Source organism: Streptomyces sp. NPDC001514, from assembly GCF_053597075.1.
The window spans coordinates 128,888-153,441 of record NZ_JBSFHO010000006.1; the positions used below are offsets into that span (position 1 = coordinate 128,888).

20 protein-coding genes and 1 pseudogene are annotated in these 24,554 nt (G+C 70.9%); 13 read left to right on the forward strand and 8 right to left on the reverse strand.

Annotation, left to right across the window (positions count from 1 at the left end; translation table 11 throughout):
- Window positions 1–118: 118 nt before the first annotated feature.
- From tdh to ACWCXB_RS09525, 3 genes are all read left to right on the forward strand, one after another.
- Entirely contained in the window at window positions 119–1,147 is a 1,029-nt protein-coding gene (tdh, locus tag ACWCXB_RS09515; RefSeq protein ID WP_450720794.1) for an L-threonine 3-dehydrogenase, read from the forward strand.
- Between the two features lie 81 nt (window positions 1,148–1,228).
- Window positions 1,229–2,422, forward strand: a complete 1,194-nt coding sequence (locus tag ACWCXB_RS09520; RefSeq protein WP_450720796.1) for a glycine C-acetyltransferase — start codon at window positions 1,229–1,231, stop codon at window positions 2,420–2,422.
- Window positions 2,419–3,333: a LysR family transcriptional regulator gene (locus ACWCXB_RS09525; RefSeq protein WP_450720798.1), complete on the forward strand. Its 915-nt coding sequence runs from the start codon at window positions 2,419–2,421 to the stop codon at window positions 3,331–3,333. The genes ACWCXB_RS09520 and ACWCXB_RS09525 overlap by 4 nt, the downstream gene beginning before the upstream one ends.
- A 141-nt stretch (window positions 3,334–3,474) precedes the next feature.
- On the opposite strand, the gene ACWCXB_RS09530 is transcribed toward ACWCXB_RS09525, so the two are convergent.
- The 3 genes from ACWCXB_RS09530 to ACWCXB_RS09540 all read right to left on the reverse strand — a co-directional run bounded on the left by ACWCXB_RS09530 (window position 3,475) and on the right by ACWCXB_RS09540 (window position 9,294).
- A complete protein-coding gene (locus tag ACWCXB_RS09530) occupies window positions 3,475–4,269 on the reverse strand; it encodes a GNAT family N-acetyltransferase (RefSeq protein ID WP_450720800.1) in 795 nt (264 codons plus the stop codon).
- A 321-nt stretch (window positions 4,270–4,590) separates the two neighbouring features.
- On the reverse strand, window positions 4,591–8,319 hold the full coding sequence (locus ACWCXB_RS09535) for a S8 family peptidase (RefSeq protein WP_450720802.1): 3,729 nt from the start codon (window positions 8,317–8,319) through the stop codon (window positions 4,591–4,593).
- A 684-nt stretch (window positions 8,320–9,003) separates the two neighbouring features.
- Window positions 9,004–9,294 carry an Imm32 family immunity protein gene (locus ACWCXB_RS09540; protein ID WP_450720804.1) on the reverse strand — a complete coding sequence of 97 codons (291 nt, stop codon included), beginning with the start codon at window positions 9,292–9,294 and terminating at the stop codon, window positions 9,004–9,006.
- Here ACWCXB_RS09540 and ACWCXB_RS09545 point away from each other — a divergent pair.
- Window positions 9,287–9,564, forward strand: a pseudogene (locus tag ACWCXB_RS09545) (transposase); the annotation flags it as partial. The gene ACWCXB_RS09540 and the pseudogene ACWCXB_RS09545 overlap by 8 nt on opposite strands.
- Before the next feature lie 41 nt (window positions 9,565–9,605).
- Here the strand turns inward: ACWCXB_RS09545 and ACWCXB_RS09550 are convergent.
- Window positions 9,606–10,877, reverse strand: coding sequence for a pyridoxal phosphate-dependent aminotransferase (locus ACWCXB_RS09550; protein WP_450720806.1), 1,272 nt, complete (start codon window positions 10,875–10,877; stop codon window positions 9,606–9,608).
- Window positions 10,878–10,969: 92 nt separating this feature from the next.
- A complete protein-coding gene (locus ACWCXB_RS09555; RefSeq protein ID WP_450720808.1) occupies window positions 10,970–11,899 on the reverse strand; it encodes an RICIN domain-containing protein in 930 nt (309 codons plus the stop codon).
- Between the two features lie 289 nt (window positions 11,900–12,188).
- Between ACWCXB_RS09555 and ACWCXB_RS09560 the strand changes: the two genes are divergently transcribed.
- Complete coding sequence (locus ACWCXB_RS09560) at window positions 12,189–12,455, forward strand: hypothetical protein (protein WP_450720810.1); 267 nt, start codon at window positions 12,189–12,191, stop codon at window positions 12,453–12,455.
- Between the two features lie 134 nt (window positions 12,456–12,589).
- Here ACWCXB_RS09560 and ACWCXB_RS09565 read toward each other — a convergent pair whose 3' ends face one another.
- Together ACWCXB_RS09565 and ACWCXB_RS09570 are read right to left on the reverse strand one after the other, a co-directional pair.
- Entirely contained in the window at window positions 12,590–13,405 is an 816-nt protein-coding gene (locus tag ACWCXB_RS09565) for a hypothetical protein (protein ID WP_450720812.1), read from the reverse strand.
- 565 nt (window positions 13,406–13,970) lie between these two features.
- Window positions 13,971–15,623, reverse strand: coding sequence for an acyl-CoA synthetase (locus tag ACWCXB_RS09570; RefSeq protein WP_450720814.1), 1,653 nt, complete (start codon window positions 15,621–15,623; stop codon window positions 13,971–13,973).
- Between the two features lie 181 nt (window positions 15,624–15,804).
- Here ACWCXB_RS09570 and ACWCXB_RS09575 point away from each other — a divergent pair, with 181 nt between their 5' ends.
- The 8 genes from ACWCXB_RS09575 to ACWCXB_RS09610 all read left to right on the forward strand — a co-directional run bounded on the left by ACWCXB_RS09575 (window position 15,805) and on the right by ACWCXB_RS09610 (window position 22,209).
- Entirely contained in the window at window positions 15,805–16,605 is an 801-nt protein-coding gene (locus tag ACWCXB_RS09575; RefSeq protein WP_450720816.1) for a crotonase/enoyl-CoA hydratase family protein, read from the forward strand.
- A gap of 334 nt (window positions 16,606–16,939) precedes the next feature.
- Window positions 16,940–17,908 carry a Zn-ribbon domain-containing OB-fold protein gene (locus ACWCXB_RS09580; protein WP_450720818.1) on the forward strand — a complete coding sequence of 323 codons (969 nt, stop codon included), beginning with the start codon at window positions 16,940–16,942 and terminating at the stop codon, window positions 17,906–17,908.
- Window positions 17,909–17,910: 2 nt separating this feature from the next.
- On the forward strand, window positions 17,911–18,960 hold the full coding sequence (locus ACWCXB_RS09585) for a thiolase domain-containing protein (protein WP_450720820.1): 1,050 nt from the start codon (window positions 17,911–17,913) through the stop codon (window positions 18,958–18,960).
- Window positions 18,953–20,134, forward strand: a complete 1,182-nt coding sequence (locus tag ACWCXB_RS09590) for a thiolase domain-containing protein (RefSeq protein WP_450720821.1) — start codon at window positions 18,953–18,955, stop codon at window positions 20,132–20,134. Before ACWCXB_RS09585 ends, ACWCXB_RS09590 begins: the two co-directional genes overlap by 8 nt.
- A 152-nt stretch (window positions 20,135–20,286) precedes the next feature.
- A complete protein-coding gene (locus ACWCXB_RS09595; protein ID WP_450720822.1) occupies window positions 20,287–20,529 on the forward strand; it encodes a DUF397 domain-containing protein in 243 nt (80 codons plus the stop codon).
- A 52-nt stretch (window positions 20,530–20,581) separates the two neighbouring features.
- Entirely contained in the window at window positions 20,582–21,181 is a 600-nt protein-coding gene (locus tag ACWCXB_RS09600) for a CGNR zinc finger domain-containing protein (protein ID WP_450720824.1), read from the forward strand.
- 22 nt (window positions 21,182–21,203) lie between these two features.
- Entirely contained in the window at window positions 21,204–21,626 is a 423-nt protein-coding gene (locus tag ACWCXB_RS09605; RefSeq protein ID WP_450720826.1) for a RidA family protein, read from the forward strand.
- Between the two features lie 82 nt (window positions 21,627–21,708).
- The gene (locus ACWCXB_RS09610) at window positions 21,709–22,209 is read left to right on the forward strand and encodes a hypothetical protein (RefSeq protein ID WP_450720828.1); all 501 of its coding nucleotides are present in this window, start codon (window positions 21,709–21,711) and stop codon (window positions 22,207–22,209) included.
- Between the two features lie 82 nt (window positions 22,210–22,291).
- Here the strand turns inward: ACWCXB_RS09610 and ACWCXB_RS09615 are convergent, their stop codons facing one another.
- On the reverse strand, window positions 22,292–24,523 hold the full coding sequence (locus ACWCXB_RS09615; protein WP_450720830.1) for a terpene synthase family protein: 2,232 nt from the start codon (window positions 24,521–24,523) through the stop codon (window positions 22,292–22,294).
- Between the last annotated feature and the right edge of the window lie 31 nt (window positions 24,524–24,554).

A 24,554-nucleotide genomic window follows, 5' to 3' on the forward strand; every position in this document is an offset into this window, starting at 1 on the left:
TCCTCGATGGACTGAACGCTTCCGGGTCGGCAGATTGGTGCGCGTCCACTGATCGCGCCGGCACACCCGAGTCGTTGTGCCTGGTCAGAACCGCCCCGCCATGCCTGGAGCCGCACCCATGAAGGCACTTGTCAAGCAGCACGCAGAGCCCGGGCTGTGGCTCATGGACGTACCCGAGCCGGAGTACGGCCCGGGCGACGTGCTGATCAAGGTGCTGCGTACCGGCATCTGCGGAACCGATCTCCACATCCGCTCCTGGGACGGCTGGGCCCAGCAGACGATCAACACCCCGCTCGTCATCGGCCACGAGTTCGTCGGCGAGGTCGCGGCGATCGGCGCCGACGTCCAGGACATCGCGATCGGTGACCTGGTCAGCGGCGAGGGCCACCTCGTCTGCGGAAAGTGCCGCAACTGTCTGGCCGGCCGCCGCCACCTGTGCCGCAGCACCATCGGTCTCGGCGTCGGGCGCAACGGCGCCTTCGCCGAGTACGTCACCCTGCCCGCGTCCAACGTGTGGGTGCACCGCACCAAGGTCGACCTGGACGTCGCCGCGATCTTCGACCCGTTCGGGAACGCCGTGCACACGGCCCTGTCCTTCCCGCTCGTCGGCGAGGACGTCCTCATCACCGGCGCCGGCCCGATCGGCGTCATGGCGGCGGCCGTCGCCCGGCACGCCGGCGCCCGCAACGTCGTGATCACCGACGTGAGTGAGCCGCGCCTCGAACTGGCCCGCAAGGTCGGCGCCACCCTGGCCGTCAACGTCGCCGAGACCGGCATCGCGGAGGCCCAGCGCACCCTCGGCCTCAAGGAGGGCTTCGACATCGGCCTGGAGATGTCGGGCCGCCCCGAAGCCGTACGCGACATGATCGACAACATGACGCACGGCGGCCGGATCGCGATGCTCGGACTGCCCGCGCAGGAGTTCGCCGTCGACTGGTCGAAGATCGTCACCTCGATGATCACCATCAAGGGCATCTACGGCCGCGAGATGTTCGAGACCTGGTACGCGATGACGGTCCTCCTGGAGGGCGGCCTCGACCTCAGCCCGGTCATCACCGGCAGCTACGGATACCAGGACTTCGACGCCGCCTTCGACGAGGCCGCCTCCGGCCGCAGCGGCAAGATCATCCTCGACTGGACTGCCTGATTTCTTGTGGCTCGGTTCGCCGGGCCCCACGGCGCACGCACGCCACTCCGCCCGCAGCCACCCCACTAGGGAGCACCCCTCATGTACGCCTCCGTACGCGACGACCTCCGCGCCACCCTCGACGAGATCCGTGCCGCCGGACTCCACAAGCCCGAGCGCGTCATCGGCACCCCCCAGTCCGCCTCCGTCGCCGTCACCGCCGGCGGCGCCCCCGGCGACGTCCTGAACTTCTGCGCCAACAACTACCTCGGCCTCGCCGACCACCCCGAGGTCATCGCCGCCGGCAAGGAGGCCCTCGACCGCTGGGGCTACGGCATGGCGTCCGTCCGCTTCATCTGCGGCACCCAGGAGGTCCACAAGGAGCTCGAGCGGCGCCTGTCCGCCTTCCTCGGCCAGGAGGACACGATCCTCTACTCCTCCTGCTTCGACGCCAACGGCGGCGTCTTCGAGACCCTCCTCGGCCCCGAGGACGCCGTCATCTCCGACGCCCTCAACCACGCCTCCATCATCGACGGCATCCGTCTCTCCAAGGCCGCCCGCTTCCGCTACGCCAACCGCGACATGGCCGAGCTGGAGGCGAAGCTCAAGGAGGCCTCCGGCGCCCGCCGCCGCCTCATCGTCACCGACGGCGTCTTCTCGATGGACGGCTACGTCGCACCTCTCCAGGAGATCTGCGACCTCGCCGACCGCTACGACGCCATGGTCATGGTCGACGACTCGCACGCCGTCGGCTTCGTCGGCCCCGGCGGCCGCGGCACCCCCGAGCTGCACGGCGTGATGGACCGCGTCGACATCATCACCGGCACCCTCGGCAAGGCCCTCGGCGGCGCCTCCGGCGGCTATGTCGCCGCCCGCGCGGAGATCGTCGAGCTGCTGCGCCAGCGCTCGCGCCCGTACCTGTTCTCGAACTCCCTCGCCCCGGTCATCGCCGCCGCGTCCCTCAAGGTCCTCGACCTGCTGGAGTCCGCGGGCGACCTGCGCGAGAAGCTCGCCGCGAACACCGCGCTCTTCCGTACGAAGATGACCGAGGCCGGTTTCGAGATCCTGCCCGGCGACCACGCCATCGCCCCCGTCATGATCGGCGACGCCGCCGAGGCGGGCCGCATGGCCGAGCTGCTCCTGGAGCGCGGCGTGTACGTGATCGGCTTCTCGTACCCGGTCGTCCCGATGGGCCAGGCCCGGATCCGGGTCCAGCTCTCCGCCGCGCACTCCACCGAGGACGTGGAGCGGGCGGTTGCCGCCTTCGTCGACGCGCGGGCGACAATGGCCGGGTGATCGACCCCCGCAGGCTCCGCATACTGCGCGCCGTGGCGGACCACCGAACGGTGACCGCCGCGGCCGCAGCGCTGTATCTGACCCCGTCCGCCGTCTCCCAGCAGCTCGCCGCGCTCGAACAGGAGACCGGCCACACGCTGCTCGTCCGCAGCGGCCGCGGGGTACGTCTCACGGCGGCAGGCGAGATCCTGCTCGCCCACGCCCACGCGGTGCTGTCCCAGCTGGAGCGGGCCGAGGCGGAGCTCGCCGCCTACGCGGGCGGCGCGGCCGGCGAGGTCACGGTCGCCGCCTTCGCGACCGGTATCGCCGAGGTCCTCGCCCCGGCCATCGCACGCTTGGCCGACGAGCATCCGGGCATCCGCGTACGGGTCAGGGACGCCGAGGGCGACGAGAGCCTGCCGATGGTCCTCGACGGCGACGCCGATCTGGCCCTCGCGGTCGAATACCGCGGGGCGCCCCGCGAGGACGACCGCCGCCTGGCCCGCGTCCCGCTCTACGCGGAGCCCTTCGACGCCGTCCTTCACTCGGCCCACCTGCTGGCCGGCGGCGATCAGGTGGAGCTCGCCCAGCTCGCCGACAGCGACTGGATCGGCCCGTACCCCGGCAACCCGTGCCACGACGTGATGCTGCTGGCCTGCGAACTCGCCGGCTTCGAGCCACGCCTCGCGCACTCGTCCGACGACTTCCGCGCTGTCGTCGCCCTGGCGGGCGCGGGCGCAGGAGTGGCGCTCGTACCGCGCTCCGCCCTGCGCGGCATGGAGCTCAAGGACACCCTCGTCCTTCCGGTGGCGGGCCCTGCCGCCACCCGCCGCGTCTTCGCAGCGGTCCGCCGCGGCGCCGAGGCCCACCCGCTCCTCAGCCCGGTTCTGGAGGCCCTGGCACAGGCGGCGGCGGGCCTGTCCACGAACTGACTCCACCCGCCTGAGTGGTCCGCTTCGAGTCTGTCCCTCGAGCCCGTCCTTCGAGCCTGTTCTTCGGGCCCGCCCGAGGCCCTCGGGCGGGCACCCAGGCCGTTGCTCCCGCGCCGGGTCGTGTGACCGCGGTATCAGAGTTCACGACGCTGAGGGGCGGTACATGTACGGCGTCGTCGTGCTGAGCGCGGTGAAGCCGAGGCGCTGCAGAATCGGCCGGCTCGGCGGCAGCGCATCCACCTGGAGCCAGCGGTAGCCGCGGGCCGCGGCGATGCGCGCGCGGAAGGCAACCGAAGCGCGGTAGATACCGCGGCCGCGCCACTCCGGCACCGTCCCGCCGCCCCACAGCCCGGCGAAGTCCCTCCCGGGCGGCAGCTCCAGCCGCGATGAGCTGACCGGCACGTCACCGGCCATCGCGACGACCGCGACCACCGTGGCCGGGTCGGCGGACAACTGCTCGAGAAGGCGTGCTCGGAGCCAGGAGCTGTCCGTGCCGAACGCCTGCTCGTGGACCCGGGCCACGAGGTCCACACCCGCAGCGTCCGTCACCCGATGCAGCTCAACCCCCTCCGGCAGGTGCCCGTCGACCGGCAGCTCGGCGAGGGCACTCGTCCGGGCGACCAGCAGCGTCTCCTCGGGGTCCGGGACGAACCCGGCGGCGAGCAGCCGCTCGCCGAGGTCGGCCGGCCGGTCGTGTGCGTAGAGCTTCCATTCGAACTCGCGCCCGAGCGAGGCGAAATGCCGTACGTGCTCCGCGATGGCCGCGTCCGCCGTGGCCGCGTCCAGGTCCGACCAGAGGACCCCGTTCCAGCCATGCTCCCCGCCGGTCTGCCGCACCACCTCGCCCAAGCGCTCGACCAGGGCCCCTGTGCCGTCGGCAGGGACGTCTTGCCGCATCTGCCGGTCGTACAGCGCCAGCACCGCATCGTGATCCATCCGGTCACTTCAGCACCGGCGGACGTCCGCGGCAACGGAATTCCGTGGGAGCGGCGGCCGGTCCACCCGCACCGGCCGGTTCACCCGCACCGGCCGGTTCACCCGGACCGGCCGGTTCACCGTCGGCGTCCCGGAGGCGTACGACAGTGCGCGCGCAGGCATCAGGACGGAGTCCGGCACCGGCGCGCCGCATGGGGAGCCGCGAGGCGCCCATCAGTCCGGGCTGCGCCGGAGGGCTGCCGCGACGGGCTGCCGCGACGGTGCGGCCCGACCCCGGACCGGCCCGCACCGTCGCCGCTTCGCGTCAGCGCCCCGTGCGGACTACCCGACCGGCCAGTGCGGCCACGCCGGGGCATATGTGCACCAGTACTCGGGGCAGCCGACCCGGTAGGCCCGGGTGACCGTCTCCGTGACCGACGCGCCGGAGCGGTCCTCGGCGGTCACCTTCAGCGAGACCCAGCCGGTCTTCGACGCCGGTACGATCACCTGCCGATCGCCGTCCCGCCCGCGGACCTTCGCCGACCGCCAGGTGGCGCCGTCGTCCGTGGAGTACTGCACCGAAACCCGCTGGATGTCGGCGCCGCCGTGCACACCCGCCTGGCGGCCGATGCCCAGACCGAAGGTGAACTCCCGGTCCTCCCGCACCGAGTTGTCGCCGTCGAGCCCGGCCATGTCGTAGCGCGTGTCGAGCAGTGGCAACGGCTGCTCGCCACCGGTGTGCCCCGAACGGAACCGCCAGGTGTCCGTGACACGCGTCCCCAGCGTCCACTCTGCGTTGTCGCGGTGCGCCGACGACGTCAGTTCGTACCACTGCCCGCGTCCCGGCACATCGAACACGCCCTGCCCCGGCTGGTCGTTGCGGTCGAGCACCTTGCCCGAGCCGTCGCGCAGCACGGTCTCCCCGGACTCCAGGTCCCGCGCAGGATCCGACTGGTGGCCCGCCGCGTCCGAGAACATCGGCAGCGCCAGCCGCAGCTTGTCCCCGTCGCGGCTGGCCTGCGACCGGCCGTCGGGGCCGGTCACCGACAGCGAGGGGTTGAACGGGCCGGTCAGCCAGTTGTCGCTGACCGTGCGTCCCTCGCGGTAGGTGGTCGGGTTCGTGTACTGCACGCCGAGCGGCCCCTCGGCTTCGATCGCGTACTCGAATGTGGCCGTCGTCCACGGCACGTCGGGCGTGTAGTACGCGGTCATCCGCTGCGGTGCGCGGAACAGCGTGGCCTGCTGCGCCAGATGCAGGCCACGGTGGGTCACCCAGCCGTAGATCCCCTTGGGGTCGTTCGGGTACCCGGTGGTGCGGAAGCTGTGATCCACGCGGGCCAGGTCCCCGCGCCGGTCCTGCCAGTGCGCACCGGCCGGCACCCCGTCGTCATGGGTGTGGAAGGTGAAGTAGGTGCGCTCACCGTTGCGTTCGCCCTTGATCCGCAGGGTCACCTCGCCCTTGGCGAGCCGGTCGCGCAGCAGCGCCACGCCGTGGGCGTCGATGCCCAGCGGCGGGTCGGCCGGGTCGATCGAGGCGTACCCCGACATCAGGATCGCCGCGGGGCCCTGCGCCCTGATCGCCTCGTAGCGGCGGCCCGCCTCCTCCCAGGGGATGGACCAACCCGGCTCGAAGAGCACGATCCGGTCCTTGAGCTCCAGGCCCGACAGGTCCGCGCCGTCGCCCGCGTCGGTGACCTGCTGCTCCACGTCCCACTCCAGGCGCAGCCAGGAGAGCAGCCGCACCGGCACGTCAACGGGGGAGCCGGGCCCGCCGACCGTCGTGGCCAGGACGTAGGGCTGCTCCCAGGAGGCGGCTGAGAAGTACGTCAGCCCGGGTATCCGGCCGCTGCCCACGGCGTACGACGTGTAGGCGCCGGTGAAGCTCGGCGCGGCCAGCCCGACCGGATCGCCCGCGCCGGTCGACGAGACCAGCCCGGTCGCCGACCCCTGCTCGTTGACCCGCATCTCCGGGTCGTCGATGCCCATCGTGACCGGCTTCGCCGCGGACACATCGGTCCTCAGCGTGCGGTCGCCGGTGAGGGAGACGCGCTGGGCGATGGCGACGGACGTCTCGGGCACGCTCGCCGTGCCGTAGCGGACGTACTCCCACACCCCGCCGAACACCCGGTAGTCGCCGACCGGCAGCCGGATCTCCTCGGGCTGCGTGGTGAGGCCGACCAGCTGCGCCTCGCCGGTCGTCTCGTTTTGCACCACGAGGTTGGTGTACGCCGCCTCGACCCCGGGCCGCTCGGCGGCGGGTTGGAGGGTGAGCGTGGCGCTCGGGCCCTCCGCGTCGACACCGACGGGTGTGCGGACCGTGCTGCCGTCACTGCCGCGCGCGGTGATCCAGGCGCTGTGGGCACCGGCGGAGACCCGGCCCGTGTCGATACGGACGGTCGCCTCGGCGGCGCCGCCGGCCGGGACGGTCAGCTGCCGCGAAACGAGCGAGACCGGCGCAGTCCCGACCACGGAGAGCTTGAGCCGGACGTCCTTGCTGCCGCTGTTGCGGTAGCTCACCGTACGGGTCGGAGTGCCGTCGTACGGCCAGGCCAGCTCGGCGGAGACCGCGGCGGGGGAGGCGGTGATCCGGGACGCGAGCGCCCCGGGCACGTCCACGCTGCCCGCGCCCTGCTCGTACACGCCCGCGCCGTCGACCGGATCCGCGGTGGCGACCAGCGCCGCCTTGAGCCGCTGCGCGTCCCAGTCGGGGTGCTGCTGCTTGAGGATGGCGGCTGCCCCGGAGACATGCGGGGTCGCCATGGAGGTGCCGCTGATCGTCGCGTAGAACTCGCTGCCCGCGGCGTTGTCGAGCGTGCCCGCGGCGCGGGCGGCAGTGATCGCGCTGCCGGGCGCGGTGATCTCGGGCTTGACGCCGCCGTCGGCCACGGCGGGTCCGCGGGAGGAGAACGACGACATCTCGCCCTCCTTGGTGATCGACCCGACCGTCAGGGCGCTCGGCGCGGCGGCCGGCGAGCCGATGCTGCGCGGCGTGCCCTCGTTGCCGGCGGCGACGACGAACAGCGGTCCGCCGTCGCCGGACAGGGTCTCGACCGCCTGGGAGAGCGGATCGCTGCCGTCGCTCGGCAGGCTGGAGCCGAGGCTCATCGAGACGATGTCGGCGCCCTGGGCGGCCGCCCATTCCATGCCTTCGAGGATCCCACTGAAACTGCCGGACCCGCTCCCGTCGAGCACCTTGCCGATCAGCAGCTCGGCCCCCGGCGCCACGCCCTTGTACCGGCCCTGCGAGGCGGCGCCGCTGCCGGCGACGGTCGACGCGACGTGCGTGCCGTGGCCGTTGAGATCGGTGACGCTCTCGTCCCAGGTGAAGTTCTTCTCCGCGACGACCTTGTTCTTCAGGTCCGGGTGGGCCGGGTCGTACCCGGTGTCGAGCACCGCGACCTTCACGCCCTTGCCGTCGAGACCCTTGCGCCAGGCGTCGGGCGCGCCGGTCATGGCGACGGAACGGTCCAGGCTCGCCTCGGCCTTGGCATCCAGCCAGAGCTTCCCGGACGCGGCGGTACGGGACGCTCCGCCCGTACCGGCGAGGAAGCCCCGCCAGGCAGTGGCGGCCTCGGACTTGCGTACTGTACGGGCCGTCAGCCCGAGCTCGGGGAACGTGTCCCGCTGCGCCGATCCACGCAGCGCGGGCCCGGCCTGTGCCGTCGCGATCAGCGGAATGTCGGAGCGCGCGGCGTCGTCGTACCCCTGCGTGGCGAGCGCGGTGACGTCGAAGAGCTGCCGGTCCACCCGGCCGTCGGCGAGGGCCTGGGTGGCGTCGACGGGGATCACGTACTCGTGGTCGTTGATCCTGACCCGGGTGAAGGCGGTGTGCTCCCGGCCCTTGCCCGGGGTCACCCCGCTGACCTGGAGGCCGCTGCCGCTGCCGGTGAAGCCGACCCGGTCGCCGCTGACGAGTGTGACGGTGCGCTGCCCGGGCGCCGCCGCGGGCGGCGCCGCCGAACGGCCGGTCCCGGAGCCGGACTCCGGCTCTGCGGCGGCCGGCAGCCCGGTGGCGAGCAGCGCCACCGCGGTGGCCGCGACGACGGCCGCGGTCCTCGATCTGGATCTCATCCCCTGTACCAACTCCCCTGAAGGTGCTGCCAAGAACGCGGCATCGACGTGTGTCGGGGCCCCATTTCAGGGCAGGAGTTGACGCGGTGACAGACGGTGGAATTGGCGAATTCATGCCGTGGCACATGACCGCCAGCTGCCCCCGCCGGGGCTGCGGCCCCACAGCGCCGCCTCGGGCTATCGGCATGCCGGCATGGGCGGACATCTGGGCCCAGCCCCGGACGGTTCTGCGCAAGCTGCGCGGGGGGTCTCCGGCTTGGATACCGTCGTGCGCACCCGGTGCGGGAAGGCCGCGGGGGCTCTACCCCGGCACCCACGCCGATGTCGGCCTCAGGAGCCCGGCATACTGTTGCCCGCCCTCACGGCGGCGAACCTGATCGGCCCGCAGGCGGATCTTGACAGCGATGACAACGAGGAACGAATTGTGCAGGCAATCGCCGGTTTCTTCTCTCTGCCCGAACTCGAAATGCCGTCTGGCCGAGGAGCACTAGCCCTGCTGGGCCACAGGCCGTAGTCGGGTGCCCGTGTGGCCTTTCGGCGGCAGGTGGTTACCACCTCCTTGGACCGGAAGGCGCACTTGAGGGCCCGGTCCGACGCGAGGGGGCCTCAAAGCGGACGGCGAGCTTGTCGAAGCGTGTCGCCACCGCCCGGTTCCGCTGGAGCACCTGCCGGATGTGGCACGGGCTACACCTCGTCACAACGCTCCAGGACCAGCGCTGCGGAGCCCTCTTCGAGACCGTTGCTCTCCTCAAGGTGCAGATGGGTTCCGTCTGGCGTGCCGTCCTCGGCGAGTGTGAGCAGGTGGCCGGCCAGGGTGCGCAATCCCGCGGCATTCGCCTCGATGACGATCTCGCCTCCCAGGTTGCGCACCTCGATGCGGGCATCGTCCTCCCACGCGAAAACTCTTACGACCCCCTCGGTCATTGTGTTGACGTGAGTGGTCGTCGGCGGGGCACTGGTCGTCTCGTTGGCCATGTCTCCATCATGGACTGCTACTAGCCTCGCGCTTTCAGGGGATGGACTGTTGGCGATATCGGCGGCACTCGCAGGGTGGCGGAAGCCGCGGCCGTGCACGATCCGGACAAGATCCTGCTGGATGTGGCGCTCGCTATCGCGTTGGGCGGGGACTGCCTGGCCGATGTGGGCATGCTGCGGGCCGAGCCGTCAGTATTCGGGCCGGTGGCCTCCGACTCGACGGTCTCCCGCCTGAGGATCATGCTGGCGTCGGGCGGGAAGCGGGTCCTGGCCCGACTCACTCACTCGCCCTTACGCGCCCTTACGCGCCCTCACGCACCCCTCACGACCCGGTCCACCGCCGCGGTCCCGGTGGACGGAAGTGCGTACGCCGGCATCGGGCCCGGTCCGGCCGGTCCCTGAACCTGCGCGGGTACCAGGCCCATCGCCCCCTGCGGCGCCGCGTACAGGGTCCGTTCCAGCCCTGCCACCAGTCGCTGCACATCGGTCTGCGGCCGCACCACGAGCCGCAGATACCGGCTGGAGCTGCCGATCTTGTTGCCGCACTCACGGACCAGGACGCCGTGCTCCTCCAGCAGCCGGTCGCGCAGCGCAGCCCCGTCGACGCCTTCCGGCAGCCGTACGTACACGAAGTTCCCCTGGGACGGGTGGACGGTCAGGCCGGGCAGGCGGCTCAGGTGCCAGATCATCTCCTGGCGGTCGCGCTGCACCAGCCGCAGGCTGTGCGCGTACTCCAGCCGGTGCTCCTTCAGCATGAACACCACCGTCTCCGCGAAGGAGTTGAGGTTCCACTTCGGCAACGCCGCCCGCACCCGCCCCGCCAGGCCCGGATTGGCGACGAGGTAGCCGAACCGCACACCGTGCAGCCCGAAGTTCTTGCCGAGGCTGCGCAGGACGATCGTGTTCGGACGCAGCACGGCCTCGGCGACGACGCTCGCATCCGCCTCGGCGTCGGCGAACTCCAGGAAGGACTCGTCCACGACGACCAGGTCCAGGTCCTGCAACTGGTCCAGGAGCGCGATGACCCCGTGCTTCGGCAGCAGCCCGCCGTCGGGGTTGTTCGGGTTGCAGATGACGGCCGTACGCGAGCCGCGCGTCCGTATGAAGTCCACGAACGACGCGGGATCGAGGGCGAAGCCGTTGGACTCGGGCAGCGGGAACATGTCGACCCGCTTGCCCGTCTCCATCGGCTGGTCGGTCCACCGCCCGAACGTCGGCACCGGCACGGCGAGGGACTCCCGCACCAGCAGATGGTCGATCCAGGTGATCAGCTCCGTCGAGCCGTTGCCCATGGCGACGGTCTGCGGATTGAGCCCGAGCACCGAGCACAGCTCGGCCGTGACGGTGTCCGCGCTGCTCGGGTAGTACGTGAGGATCTCCCGCAGCCGGCCGCCCAGCTCCTCGAACATTTCGGGCGTCGGGAAGTACGGATTGCACGGGATGCAGAAATCGACGATCGCCTGCCCGCCCCCTTCCCCGCCGCCCGGCGCCGTGGCCCCGGCCCTGCTCAGGGTGAAGTACGAGGGGCTGTGCGCCGTGGACGCGCGGAAGAGGTCGGTGACATTGCTGCCGGCTTCGGCCATGGGGATCCTCCGGGGTGGCTGGCTGCCGGGGAATACGTACGTCCGAACGGCTTTGCTCAACCCGACTGCCGACGCCGCCGTGCCGTACCGGGTCAGGACGCGGGCTCGATGAAGAACACCTGGCCGCCCTTGCCCCTGCACCGCTCCATCACGGCCTCGGTCCCCTCGGCCGTGTCCGAAGCCTTGATCCCCACACATCCCTGGCCGTCCACGCGCAGGACGTACGTGCCGCCTTCGTAGGAGCCGGACGGTTCGAGGTGGAACAGGCTGCCCTGCAGGCAGTCGTCGTACGGCTCCAGCAACCCGGCGCCCGGGCCTTCGGTGAGTGCCTTGAGACAGCCCTTGCCGTAGTCGGGATGGTGCCATTGGATCCGAAACGTGTCCCCGCCCATCGGTTCCAGCTTCGTGGTCTGCGGTGCCACCTTGGTGCACGGCCGCTGAACGGCCACGAGCGGGGTGTACCGGCGATCCAGGACCCGTCCGTCCGTCAGGCAGAGATCAGGAGCGGTGACCGGGCGGATGAGTACCCAGCCGCTCAGCAGTGCCGGCGCGACGCCGGAGGACGCGGAAGCCGCAGGCCGGTCCCGGCTGTTTCCCGGTGAGTCGGCCGTCGTCAGCATCCGTATCCCGACGGCGGCCAGGACCAGGACCGCCACCGACACGGCCAGTGCTGCGATCCTGCGCGGTCGCCTGATGAGCGGCCCGCGCCGTGGCGGTTGCGTCCCAGCGACTTCGGTCTCCGGCCCACCGGCGATTCTGTCCCGCGCCTGCAGCCATTCCGCCACCCGCTGTCCTTCTCCGCAGGCTTTCACGAAGGCAGCCAGTTGATCAGGTCGCGGTGCGACGTCGCGGCTCAGCATGCTCGACGCGGTGCTGCGCGGCAGCACGTCACCCGCCTCCGCTGCGCGTTCTTCCAACTGCCGGTAGGACAGGCGGGAGTCCTCCTTCAGCCCGCGCAGCAACTCCATGAATGCGGGTAACTCGTCGATCTCCCCGAGTTCCCGACCTCGCTGCTTCTCCATGGAGTTGATCATCTGGTCGTCTCCGGCGGGCCGTCAACGACCATCCCCGCCAATCACGATGTCCCACAGGGGACGAGGCGTGACTCAATAACGAGCCACGGCTTCCGCGACCGGGACACGCGGACGGCGTGCGGACAGGGTCGACGGACAGCACGCCGACCAGCCTGGACACGAAGCGGTGCGTCCGGGACACGCCGGGGACGTCCGGGACATCCGATCCCTGTTCCCCCTCGCCTCCTGCGTGCCCCAGGATCTCGCCGACAGCAACGCTTCGACCCGAAGGGAAGACATGCGTACTCGACTTGTGCTCGCCACGGCCGCGATGGGAGCCGCCCTGCTGACCGGTGGCACCGTCGCCGCCGCGCAGGCCGCACCCGCGTCCTCCGGCACGCACACCACGACCGCGGCGCCGATCGCCTACACGTGGATCTACGTCGGCACCTACCGCACCCACAGGGAGTGCTACAACGACGGCAGGAACTCCGCCTACTCCGAGTGGCACTGCAGGCAGTCCGCCAGCGGCAAGTGGCAGCTCTGGGTGAACGACGAGTCGTAAACGACCGACGGCCGTCCACGGAGCCGTCCGCAAGTGTCGCCGCGGCCCCAGCAGCAGTTCCGCTGCCGGGGCCGCGGGTTTGCCCGTCACACCACCACGGCAGCCGGCCCCGTGATCAAGCCGAATGAGATGTTCTATCGGGAGGCGGGCTGCGCGCCGGCCTGCAGCCCGATCCACAGGTCGTCGCTCTCGTGGATGACATAGACCGGATCGGTCCTGGCCTTCCAGTCGACGGGCACGACGTAGTAGCGACCATGGTGTTCCAGGAGGAGCCTCAGGCCCGTATATCGGTATGGGTGACGCAGGTCCTCACGACGAAGCCTTTCCTCCTGGACTCCCGGCGGGGGCAGGCTCAGTGGCTTGGAGCTGAGGACAATCACGCTGGTCCAGCCGACGACATCGGCGGCGTGGTCCTTGGCATCTTCCTCGCCGAGCTGCCATGTGGCCTGGGTCAGCGCCCAGAACAGGAAGACTCCAGAGGCAAGGACGAGTACGGCCCTACGGTGCGGTCCTTCGGGCCGGTTGTCTTTGACGTCCCGGCTCTGGCCCAGTAGTAGCCCGACCGCAATGGCGAGGGGTGCTGTCCAGGCGTACGGATGGATCCGCGACCAGAAGATCAGCAGGACCCCGCCGGCCGCCGTGATCACCATGGAGAGGCGCGTCAGTGAAGCGGACGCTGCGGATCCGTTGAGAGCGCGCCGACTGGACCGTGGCAGGAGGGGGGTCAGCTGCGGGACGGCCACCATCACGATCAGGATGAGGACGGCAGTTACCAGGAACTCATGCTTCAACAGCTGCAGGCTCTGGAGTACCAACTGGGCGAAGCTGAAGTCAAGGGAGTGGAAGGAGAGGTGAAAATAGCCGTAGTAGCGGCTGGTGTAGATCGCTCCCAGATAGAACATGAGCGCTGCGACAAAGGACGCCTGCGCAACAACCGTCTTGATGAGCACCGTCGGACTTGTCGACGGAACGCGGCCCGACCGCTGACCCTCCAGCAGAGGACGCCTGCCCTCCGAGGACTCACTCACGTGCCGTCAGGCGAATCAGGCCGAGGTGCGGCGGGCACGGACGGCGGTGGAGTGGTCGGCGGCGGAGTGACCGACGGCGCGAAGCTCGGGCCGTCGTCGTGGTGGCCGTTGCTGGCGGTGGGGGGAGGCGGCGGTGATGGGATCACGTCCTGGCTCGACACCGGCGAGGTGGGAGAAGACCCAGTGCCTGAGGCAGTCACCGAGTTCGTCGCAGTCGGTGTGGTGGGCGAGTGGCTATGGTCAGGCTCGTCCCGGGAGGAGCGGGGGCAGGCAACTACGGCGGAAAGGCATGCGGCGACGAAGATACTGAAAGCAATGGTTCGGCCATATTTGCCCGGCACATTCCCTCCTTGGCTGCGTCAGAGCGTAATAGCCCACAAGCAGGCAAAGCGGATTCCCGTACCCGGAACGCTGTCACTTCCTCCGAGTGGCGGAGCAGCACCTACGGCCGCAGGCGCCCGGCGCAGGTGGTCCCGGCGGACACCCCCTAACCCTCGTCGGGCGCGCTCCCGCCGCCCCCCGCCTCCGTCGTCGCCACCGCCCGTGCCCACCGGTAGTCCGCCTTGCCGCTGGGGGAGCGCTGGATCGCCGGTGTGATCACCAGCTGCCGGGGGATCTTGTACCCGGCCAGCCGGGTGCGGCAGTGCGCCTGCACGGACTCCAGGTCCAGCGGCCCCGCGCCCTCGCGCAACTGCACCACCGCCGCGACATGGTTGCCCCACTTCGCGTCGGGTACGCCCGCGACCAGCGCGTCGTACACGTCCGGATGGGCCTTGAGCGCCTGCTCGACCTCCTCCGGATAGACCTTCTCACCGCCCGTGTTGATGCACTGCGAGCCGCGGCCGAGGACGGTGACGATGCCCTCCTCGTCGACCGTCGCCATGTCGCCGAGGAGCACCCACCGTTCGTCGCCCCTGCGGAAGAAGGTCTCGGCGGTCTTCTTCGGATCGTTGTAGTAGCCGAGCGGCACATGGCCGCGCTGCGCGATGCGTCCGGGCACGCCGATCGCGACCGGTTCGTACGTGGCCGGATCGACCACCTGCGTACGGGCGTTGACGCGCAGCCGGAAGCCCTTGGCCTGGCCCGAGTCGTCCGTCGCCGTGCCGTTGAAGCCGGACTCGGACGAGCCGAAGTTGTTCAGCAGCATCACGTTCGGCGCCAGCGCCTTGAACTGCTCCCTCACCGTCTCGGACATGATCGCGCCCGACGAGGAGACGCTGAACAACGAGGAGAGATCCGTCCCCTTCAGCGGCCCGTTGAGCGCGTCGACGAGCGGCCGCAGCATCGCGTCACCCACCAGCGACACGGAGGTCACCCGCTCCTTCTCGATCGTACGGAGCACCTCTTCGGGCACGTACTTACGGTGCACCACGATCCGCTGACCGAAGTTGAACCCGATGAACGCGGTGAGCGTCGACGTACCGTGCATCAGCGGGGGAGTGGGGAAGAACGTGATGCCGTCGCCGCCCGCCGCGACCCGCTCGGCGAGTTCCTCCGGACGCTTCACCGGGTCCCCGGTCGGCGCTCCGCCGCCCAGCCCGGAGAAGAAGAGATCCTCCTGCCGCCACATCACGCCCTTGGGCATACCGGTGGTGCCGCCGGTGTAGATGATGAACTGGTCGTCCGCCGAGCGCGGCCCGAAGCCGCGCCCCGGAGAACCGTCCGCCTCCGCGTCCGCGAAGGCCGTGCAGTCGAGTCCCGGTGCGGGCGCGCCGTCGGGCGGGGTCCCCACCCGCACCAGATGCCGCAGCTTCTCCGTCCGCGGCAGAGCGGCCGCGACCCGTTCCGTGAACTCCGCGTCGAAGACGAGAGCGGCGAGATCCGCGTCGCGGTAGAGGTAGACCAGCTCCTCTTCCACATAGCGGTAGTTCACATTCACCGGGACGATCCGCGCCTTGAGACAGCCCAGGACCGTCTGCAGATACTCGACGCCGTTGTAGAGGTGGAGCCCGAGGTGCTCACCCGGCTTCAGCCCGGCGTCCGTGAGGTGGTGGGCGATGCGGTTCGAGGCGGCGTCGAGCTCCGCGTAGGTGAGCCGGCGCTCCGCGCCCGTACCGGGATGGTCGACGTACACGAGCGCCTCGCGGTCCGGAACCACGTCCACGACCGACTCGAACAGGTCGGCAAGGTTGTACTCCACCAGTCCTCCTGACCCCGGCCGCACTCGGCGCTGACGACTGCCTCGGAGCGGTCATTAGAGCGCCGCCGCACGCAACTGGGAAGGGGTCCCGCACAAGAAATCTGACTGTCTGTCAGAAAACTATTGAACTGGACCCCGGGCTCCTGCAACCTGTTCTAGGTCTTGAGACGGGAGGACGGTCATGGCTGGTACGGAACACCTCACCGTGCAACGCGAGGGCGCCACACTGGTGCTCACCCTGAACAGGCCGGAGGCGAAGAACGCACTCTCACTGCCGATGCTCGTCGGGCTCCACGACGGCTGGCTCGCTGCCGACGAGGACGACGGCATCCGCTCCATCGTCCTCACCGGGGCGGGCGGCTCCTTCTGCGCGGGAATGGACCTCAAGGCCCTGGCCGGGAAGGGGATGGAGGGTGAGCAGTACCGGGACCGGCTGAAGGCCGACCCCGATCTGCACTGGAAGGCGATGCTGCGCCACCACCGCCCCCGCAAACCCGTCATCGCGGCCGTCGAGGGCCACTGCGTGGCCGGCGGCACCGAGATCCTCCAGGGCACCGACATCCGTGTCGCGGGCGAGAGCGCCACCTTCGGGCTGTTCGAGGTCAAGCGCGGTCTCTTCCCGATCGGCGGCTCGACCGTACGGCTCCAGCGCCAGATCCCGCGCACGCACGCCCTCGAAATGCTCCTCACCGGCCGCCCCTACACGGCGGCGGAAGCCGAACGCATCGGGCTCGTCGGCCACGTCGTCCCCGACGGCACCGCCCTGGAGGCGGCCCTCGCCATCGCCGCACAGATCAACGCCTGCGGCCCGCTCGCCGTCGAGGCCGTGAAGGCGTCGGTGTACGAGACCGCCGAGATGACCGAGAGCGAGGGCCTCGCGGCCGAGCTGAAACGCGGCTGGCCCATCTTCGACACGGCCGACGCGAAGGAGGGAGCCCGCGCGTTCGCGGAGAAACGTCCGCCGGTGTACCGCCGAGCGTGACGTTTCCCCTACCCGCCCCTTCCCGAACTGGGGGCTTCGCCCCCAGGCCCCTTTTGCGGGGCTCCGCCCACGAACCCCCTCCCCCTACGCCCTGGCGGGCGTGGGGGGACCCCCACCTCAATCGCCGGAGGGGCTCATTGTGAGCCCGCCCGGCGATTGAGGACGGACACACTGGCCGACCGGACGGTCCCCGGGCACGGCCCGGGGGGTCGGAGGCGGAGCCCCGCGGGGTCTGGGGCAGCGCCGCAGTTCGGGAAGGGGGCGGGGCGGGGACAACGCGGCGGCCCCACCCGCCGGCCGCCCCCGCCCACACCCACCACAAGGAGTCCGCCACATGACAGCCGCCCCCGCCCCCGAGGTGCTGCGCGCACCCCTGGTCGTCGAGTTCCCCTTCACCCGTTCCCTCGGCCCCGTCCAGTCCGCCTTCCTCACCGGCCTCCGCGAGCGCACCGTCCTCGGCGTGAAGACCTCCGGGGGTCGCGTGCTCGTCCCGCCCGTCGAGTACGACCCGGAGACCGCGGAGGAGATCCGGGACCTGGTCGAGGTCGCCGCCACCGGCACCGTCACCACCTGGGCCTGGAACCCGCAGCCGCGCCGCGGCCAGCCCCTCGGCACGCCCTTCGCCTGGGTGCTGGTGAAGCTGGACGGCGCCGACACCGCCCTCCTCCACGCGCTCGACGCCCCCGGCCCCGATGCCGTGCACACCGGAATGCGCGTCCGTGTCCGGTGGGCCGCCGAGCGCAGCGGAGCTATCACCGACATCGCCTGCTTCGAGGCGCACGAAGACGCCGACGGCCAGGAGACCGCCCCAGCGCGCGACCACAGCGGGGAGTTCGAGAATCCCGTCACCGGCATCGTCGCCCCCGCCCGCCTCGACTACACCTACAGCCCCGGGCGCGCCCAGTCCCGCCACATCCACGCGCTCGCCGCACGGCGCACCACGGGCGAGCGCTGTCCGTCCTGCCGCAAGGTGTACGTCCCGCCCCGCGGCGCCTGCCCCACCTGCGGCGTCGCCACCTCCGAACAGGTCGAGGTCGGCCCGCGCGGCACGGTCACCACGTACTGCATCGTCAACATCAAGGCGAAGAACCTGGACATCGAAGTGCCGTACGTCTACGCGCACATCGCCCTCGACGGAGCCGACCTCGCCCTGCACGGCCGCATCGGCGGGATCCCGTACGACCAGGTGCGCATGGGTCTGCGCGTGGAGCCGGTGTGGACCGAAGGCGGCCGCCACCCCGACCACTACCGGCCCACCGGGGAGCCCGACGCCGACTACGACACGTACAAGGAGCTGCTGTAGCCATGCGAGACGTCGCGATCGTCGCCTTCGCGCAGACCGACCATCTGCGCAGCACCGAGGAGCTCTCCGAGGTCGAGATGCTGATGCCGGTCCTGCACGACGTCCTGGCGCAGACCGGGCTGCGCACCGGTGACATCGGCTTCACCTGCTCCGGCTCGTCCGACTATCTCGCGGGCCGAGCCTTCTCCTTCACCATGGCACTCGACGGCGTCGGCGCCTGGCCGCCGATCTCCGAGTCCCACGTCGAGATGGACGGCGCCTGGGCGCTGTACGAGGCCTGGGTGAAGCTCCTCACCGGCGAGGCCGACACCGCGCTGGTCTACGCGTACGGCAAGTCCTCACCCGGCGATCTGCGGGAGGTGATGACCCGCCAGCTCGACCCCTACTACGTCGCCCCGCTCTGGCCCGACTCGGTCGCGCTCGCCGCCCTCCAGGCACAGGCGCTCATCGACGCCGGGGACACGAGCGAACGTGAACTCGCAGGCATCGCCACACGCAGCCGCACTGCTGCGGCCGACAACCCCCACGCCCAGCTGCGCGGCCCCCGGGAGCAGGGCGGGTACGTCGTTCAGCCGCTGCGCACCGGCGACTGCCCGCCGATCGGCGACGGCGCCGCTGCCGTGATCCTCGCGGTCGGGGACAGGGCCCGCGAGCTGTGCGAACGACCCGCCTGGATCCGCGGCATGGACCACCGCATCGAGCCGCACGGCCTCGGCGTACGCGACCTCACCGACTCGCCCTCCACGCGGCTCGCCGCCGAACGCGCCGGGGCCTTCGAACGGCCCGTGGACACCGCCGAACTGCACGCCCCCTTCACCTCCCAGGCAGTCGTGCTCCGCAAGGCCCTGAAGCTCGACGAGAGGGTGAGGGTCAACCCGTCCGGCGGAGCCCTCGCCGCCAGCCCCGTCATGGCCGCCGGCCTCATCCGCCTCGGCGAGGCCGCCGCCCGCATCCACCGCGGTGCGTCCGACCGCGCCCTCGCCCACGCCACCTCCGGCCCCTGCCTGCAGCAGAACCTGGTCGCCGTACTGGAAGGAGAGGCCCGTGCCTGAGGCTGTGACAGCAAAGGAGTGCGTGGCCGTCGTCGGCATCGGCCAGACGAAGCACGTGGCGGCCCGCCACGACGTCTCCATCGCGGGACTCGTCCGCGAGGCGGCCGTCCGGGCGCTGGACGACGCCGAGCTGACCTGGGCCGACATCGACGCCGTCGTCATCGGCAAGGCACCCGACTTCTTCGAGGGCCTGATGATGCCGGAGCTGTACCTCGCCGACGCGCTCGGCGCGGTCGGCAAACCCATGCTCCGCGTGCACACCGCGGGCTCCGTCGGCGGCTCCACCGCCCTCGTCGCGTCGAACCTCGTCGCGGCGCGTGTCCACCGCACCGTCCTCACCCTCGCCTTCGAAAAGCAGTCCGAGTCGAACGCCATGTGGGGCCTGTCGCTGCCGATCCCCTTCCAGCAGCCCCTCCTCGCGGGCGCGGGCGGCTTCTTCGCCCCGCACGTGCGGGCGTACATGCGCCGCACCGGCGCACCCGACACCGTCGGCTCCCTCGTCGCCTACAAGGACCGGCGCAACGCGCTCAAGAACCCGTACGCGCATCTGCACGAGCACGGCATCACCCTGGAGAAGGTGCAGGCATCGCCGATGCTGTGGGACCCGATCCGCTACTCGGAGACCTGTCCGTCGTCCGACGGCGCCTGCGCGATGGTCCTCACCGATCGCGCGGGTGCGGCCCGTTCGCCGCGGCCGCCGGCCTGGGTGCACGGCGGGGCCATGCGCAGCGAGCCCACCCTGTTCGCCGGGAAGGACTTCGTCTCTCCCCAGGCGGGCAAGGACTGCGCGGCCGACGTCTACCGTCAGGCCGGGATCGCCGATCCGCGCCGGGAGATCGACGCCGTCGAGATGTACGTCCCCTTCTCCTGGTACGAGCCGATGTGGCTGGAGAACCTCGGCTTCGCGGCGGAGGGCGAGGGCTGGAAGCTCACCGAGTCCGGCGTCACGGAACTGGACGGCGATCTGCCGGTGAACCCGTCCGGCGGGGTGCTCTCCACCAACCCCATCGGCGCCTCCGGGATGATCCGCTTCGCCGAGGCGGCGCTCCAGGTGCGCGGGCAGGCGGGCGAGCATCAGGTGGACGGCGCCCGCAAGGCGCTCGGCCACGCCTACGGCGGCGGATCGCAGTTCTTCTCCATGTGGCTGGTCGGGTCGGAGCCCCCGGCGAACTGACGTGCGGTGAGCTGACCTGCGGCGAACCGGCGGGGTGGGGTGGGCGGGAAACGGGCGCGACGCGACCACGTTCCGCCGCGCTCCATGCCCTGTCCGTGACCGGCGACGATCGCTAGTCTGAGCGCGGACGACGAACCGGGAGGAGCACGGACGTGGCCGAGAGCATCACCACGGAGCAGCCGCTTGCGGGCTGGAACAAGCCGGACCTCGACCTCAGCCAGGCCGACTGGCGGTCGGGCACCCAGGGCGCGGGGGACGTCCAGATCGCCTTCGTCGAGGGCTTCATCGCGATGCGCAACGGCGGCAGGCCCGAGAGCCCGTCGCTGATCTTCACTCCGGCCGAGTGGCGCGCCTTCGTCCTGAACGCCCGCGAGGGGGAGTTCGACCTCACCTGAGACGGCATCCCTCCGCCCAGCTAATGGTTGTGCGCGGCATTACCATTAGCGCATGACGGCCCCCGCCCTCGCTCTCGACCTTGCCCTCACCATCCGCCACGATGGCCACGGCGGCGTCGCCGACGACCTCATGGAGAGCGAGGGCCTCACCCGCTGGGTACGGGAGCGGGAGGACGCGCTGACCGGGGTGCTCGACGTCCGCGGCTTCACGGCGGACGCCGGCGTCCTGGCCCGCGTCCGGGAGCTGCGCGCCGCCGTCCGCTCCCTGTTCGCCCGCTGCGTACGGCCAGGACCGCCCAGCCCCGCCGACGCCCAGCGGCTGCTGCCCGACGACGAGGCCCTGCACCGCCTCAACGCCGCGGCCGCCGCCGTACCCACGGTCGTGCACCTGGACTGGCCCGAGGACGGCGACCCGGTCGCCGCCCACCGCCCGGCGCCGGGCGCGGACGCGCGCGAGGCCCTCGTCGCCGCCCTCGCCGGCGCGGCGATCGCGCTGCTCGCCGGCCCTGACCGGGCACGGCTACGGGCCTGCCACGGGCCGCGCTGTGTCCGGTACTTCCTCAAGGAGCACCCGCGCCAGGAGTGGTGCAAGCCCTCCTGCGGCAACCGCGCCCGCGTCGCCCGCCACCACGAACGCCACCGCACTGCCTGACGGCCTCTGCCACCATGACGGGATGGGACACCATGACGGGACGGGAGGCGCCACCGGACACCCCCGGCAGCACGTGAGCTCCGGCTCGCCCCTGGAACCGGAGATCGGCTTCTCCCGGGCGGTACGCAAGGGCGCCCACATCGCGGTCGCGGGAACCGCCCCCATCGGCGACGACGGCACGACCGTCGGACCGGGCGACGTCCACGCCCAGACGAACCGCTGCCTGGACATCGCCGAGCGCGCGCTGAACGAGGCCGGTGCCACGCTCGACGACGTCGTACGCACCCGCGTCATGCTCACCGACGTGCAGCGCTGGAAGGAAGCGGCGCGAGCGCACGGCGAGCGGTTCACCACCGTGCGCCCCGCGTGCACTTTCGTCGAAGTTTCCCGCTTCATCGACCCCGACTGGCTCGTCGAGGTGGAGCTCGACGCGTTCGTGGACTGAGCCCGCCCGGCACGCCCGCACACCCCTCCCGTCGCCGTACCCAGGTCGCCGTGCGCAGCCCCCGTGCACGTACCATGGCGGCATGTCCTTCCTCCGCCGCCGCAGCGCCGCCACTCCCGCCGGCCCGGACTTCGACGTCCTGGCCATGGACCCGGGGGACTGGCCCGGAAATCTCGGCGCGGGACTGCTGCCCGCGCCCGACGGCAGCTGCCAGGGCGTCTTCCTCCGCTACGACCTGTTCGGCGGCCGCGGTCCCGCGATGATCATCGGCAATCTGCCTGAGGGCTCGCCCGCCCGCGAGCTCGCCGAGGGCCAGATCCCCTTCGAGGTCGCCCAGCTCCTCGCGGCGCTGGAGAACGACGAGGAGGTCACGGTCACCGGCACCGAGGACGTCCCGGTCATGCAGGGCGACAACCTGCTGATCGTGCGCCGGGTCAAGCTCTCCGAGAGCCGCATCTCCTGCGTCCAGTTCGACCGCAGCGACAACGTGCTCGTCACCATCGCCAGCTGGGACCGGCCGATCACCGACGATCTGTACGCGCTGCTGAAGCCGCTGCCCGCGGAACTCTTCCAGCAGGGCTGACCCCGCACGATCCCGTACGCGGTGATGCGGCCCGCCGTGACCACGTCACGGCGGGCCGCACCCGTACCGCACGCCCCCGCGACTACACCCGGACGACCCCCGCGGCCGCCGCCGGGACCGGCCCGCCCGTTCGCAGCAGAGTGATGACCCTGGCCGCGGACATGCCGATCGCCGTGGGCCCGTCGGTCCGCAGCGGCGAGCCCGCTCCGCGCGGCAGGTCCTCCGCCTTGTAGCGGCGTACGCCCCGGTGCCAGTTCAGGATCCCGGCGACCCAGTCCTCCAGCTCGCGCACATAGGCGTCGAGCGCCGCCCTGCCCTTCTCGTCCAGCCCGAAGTCGTCGTACAGCACGGGCAGTTCGTTGCGCTTCACGTGCTCGTACTGGCGCAGCCGCGAGCGCATCAGATCGTCGGTGATGGCGACAGCGGCCGGATAGTCGCAGCCGAAGAAGTTCTGCACCACCAGGACGATGTTGTGCACCTCGCCCTCGACCTCGATCTCCTTCTGGTACGAGAAGAGGTCGTTGAGGAAGACCGCGTAGTCCGCCAGGGCGTTCTCCAGGCTGTGCACCGTCCCGCTGCGGTAGATCTCCGGCGGAAGCTCGCCCTCATGCCTCAGCCGGCAGAGCATCATGGTCAGCTCGGAGCCGAACGTGTGGCGCCGCATCTCGATGTAGTCGACAGGGTCGGGCACCCGGTGCTGCGCCTGGTTGTGCAGCTCCCACAGCCAGCTCTCGAGCATGATGTCCAGCGCCCCTCGCAACGCCGCCCGCGACTCGGCACCCATCGGCCCCGCGGTCCGCGCCCACAGGTCCGCCAGCCCCCGCTCCATCGGACTCACCGCCACCGTCGCGCCCGCGGCAGGATCGTCGACGGGCATACAGGCCATGAGCCGCTCGGTCGTGGCCTTCGCCCCGACGAGGTTGCGCGGACGCCCGAACACCACCGGGTAGTAGTCGTCCCCGTACGTCCCCCAGGTCAGCCACTCGGCGCTGAGCTCCAGCTCCTCGGGGGTGGCGTCCGGGTCAAGTCCCGCCGAACAGAGCGCGAAGTCGAAACCGGCGAGCATCTGCTCGTCCCAGATGTCGTCCAGCAGGCCCATCCGGCCGGCCCATGCGAGGGACTTCTTCCGCGCGTCGTCCAGATGCGGGCTGATCGTCAGCGGGAACGGGACGTCGAAGTCCGGGAGCAGCGACGGGCCGGTCCGCTGGTGCGGCACATGGGTGAGGCTGCGCAGCCGGGCCACGGCCGGGCGGCCGAACAGCGTCCTGATGTCGAGGGCCGACGTGCCCAGCACCCCGTCGAACAGCGACGGCCCCTTCACGACGCCCTTGTTCATGTAGCGGCTCGACCGCATGTGCCATTCATGGCCGCCGGACTGCCAGTCCTGAAGCCCCTTGGTGTACGCCGCGACCGCCGTACACTCCTCCGGGTTCAGGCCCTTCTCCACGCAGAGCCCCGGGACTTCGGTGAGTGCGGTGTTCTCGAACTGCTGCAGCCGCGACGTCAGCAGGTCGTTGACGGCTTCGGCCGCCTCTTGCGTCGTACAGCCCAGGAACGTCTCCAGGACCAGCACGCCGTTGCTGAGTTCGCCCTCGTTCTCCACCTCGCGCTGGTAGGAGAAGAGATCGTTGCGCAGATGAACGGCGTCCGCGAAGGCCTCGGTCAGCACACGCAGCGGCCGGGAGCCGGCCACCTGCGCGGGGATCTCGGCCTGCGCCGCGTACTCGATGAGACCTGCCGACCAGGGCGCGCCGCCGACCTTGCGGCGCATCTCGATGTACTCGACGGGGTTCGAGACGCGCCCCTCGTTGATGTTGTCGAGCTCCCACAGCGATTCGTTGAGGAGGTGCTCGGTCGCCGACGCGAACCGGGCCCGCCAGGCGGACGACATGCTCGGCACCGTCCGCACCCACAGATCCGCGAGACCCGCCTCGACCTGGTTCGTCGGCTCCGGGGTGCCCTGTGCCGGATCCATCGGCATGAACGCCGGCAGCCGGTCCAGATACGCCTTGCCGCCCGTCCGGTCCCCGCTGCGCTTGAAGACCTCCAGGAAGTGGTCGTCGAAGAAGAACACCCACACGTACCAGTCCGTCACCAGGGAGAGTGCCTCGGCAGAACAGTCCGGGTGGGTGTAGGCGCACAGCAGGGCATAGTCGTGCGCGTCGAGATCCTCCTGCTCCCAGATCCCCGATCCCTCCAGCATGCCCATGCGGCGCGCCCACGCACGGGTGTGCTGCCGCGCCGCATCGACATGGGGGTTGAGACGTGCCGGATACGGTACGTAGAAATCCGGCAGTTCGAAGGGCTGTGCCATGCGTGCCCGGCCTTTCGGTGAGCGTCCGCGC

Bases quoted from the DNA above. Each gene is read 5' to 3' on its own strand.
- tdh (WP_450720794.1), top strand. From the start codon at position 119: ATGAAGGCACTTGTCAAGCAGCACGCAGAGCCCGGGCTGTGGCTCATG.
- ACWCXB_RS09520 (WP_450720796.1), top strand. From the start codon at position 1,229: ATGTACGCCTCCGTACGCGACGACCTCCGCGCCACCCTCGACGAGATC.
- ACWCXB_RS09530 (WP_450720800.1), bottom strand. From the start codon at position 4,269: ATGGATCACGATGCGGTGCTGGCGCTGTACGACCGGCAGATGCGGCAA.
- ACWCXB_RS09535 (WP_450720802.1), bottom strand. From the start codon at position 8,319: ATGAGATCCAGATCGAGGACCGCGGCCGTCGTCGCGGCCACCGCGGTG.
- ACWCXB_RS09540 (WP_450720804.1), bottom strand. From the start codon at position 9,294: ATGGCCAACGAGACGACCAGTGCCCCGCCGACGACCACTCACGTCAAC.
- ACWCXB_RS09550 (WP_450720806.1), bottom strand. From the start codon at position 10,877: ATGGCCGAAGCCGGCAGCAATGTCACCGACCTCTTCCGCGCGTCCACG.
- ACWCXB_RS09555 (WP_450720808.1), bottom strand. From the start codon at position 11,899: ATGGAGAAGCAGCGAGGTCGGGAACTCGGGGAGATCGACGAGTTACCC.
- ACWCXB_RS09560 (WP_450720810.1), top strand. From the start codon at position 12,189: ATGCGTACTCGACTTGTGCTCGCCACGGCCGCGATGGGAGCCGCCCTG.
- ACWCXB_RS09575 (WP_450720816.1), top strand. From the start codon at position 15,805: ATGGCTGGTACGGAACACCTCACCGTGCAACGCGAGGGCGCCACACTG.
- ACWCXB_RS09580 (WP_450720818.1), top strand. From the start codon at position 16,940: ATGACAGCCGCCCCCGCCCCCGAGGTGCTGCGCGCACCCCTGGTCGTC.
- ACWCXB_RS09585 (WP_450720820.1), top strand. From the start codon at position 17,911: ATGCGAGACGTCGCGATCGTCGCCTTCGCGCAGACCGACCATCTGCGC.
- ACWCXB_RS09600 (WP_450720824.1), top strand. From the start codon at position 20,582: ATGACGGCCCCCGCCCTCGCTCTCGACCTTGCCCTCACCATCCGCCAC.
- ACWCXB_RS09605 (WP_450720826.1), top strand. From the start codon at position 21,204: ATGGGACACCATGACGGGACGGGAGGCGCCACCGGACACCCCCGGCAG.
- ACWCXB_RS09610 (WP_450720828.1), top strand. From the start codon at position 21,709: ATGTCCTTCCTCCGCCGCCGCAGCGCCGCCACTCCCGCCGGCCCGGAC.
- ACWCXB_RS09615 (WP_450720830.1), bottom strand. From the start codon at position 24,523: ATGGCACAGCCCTTCGAACTGCCGGATTTCTACGTACCGTATCCGGCA.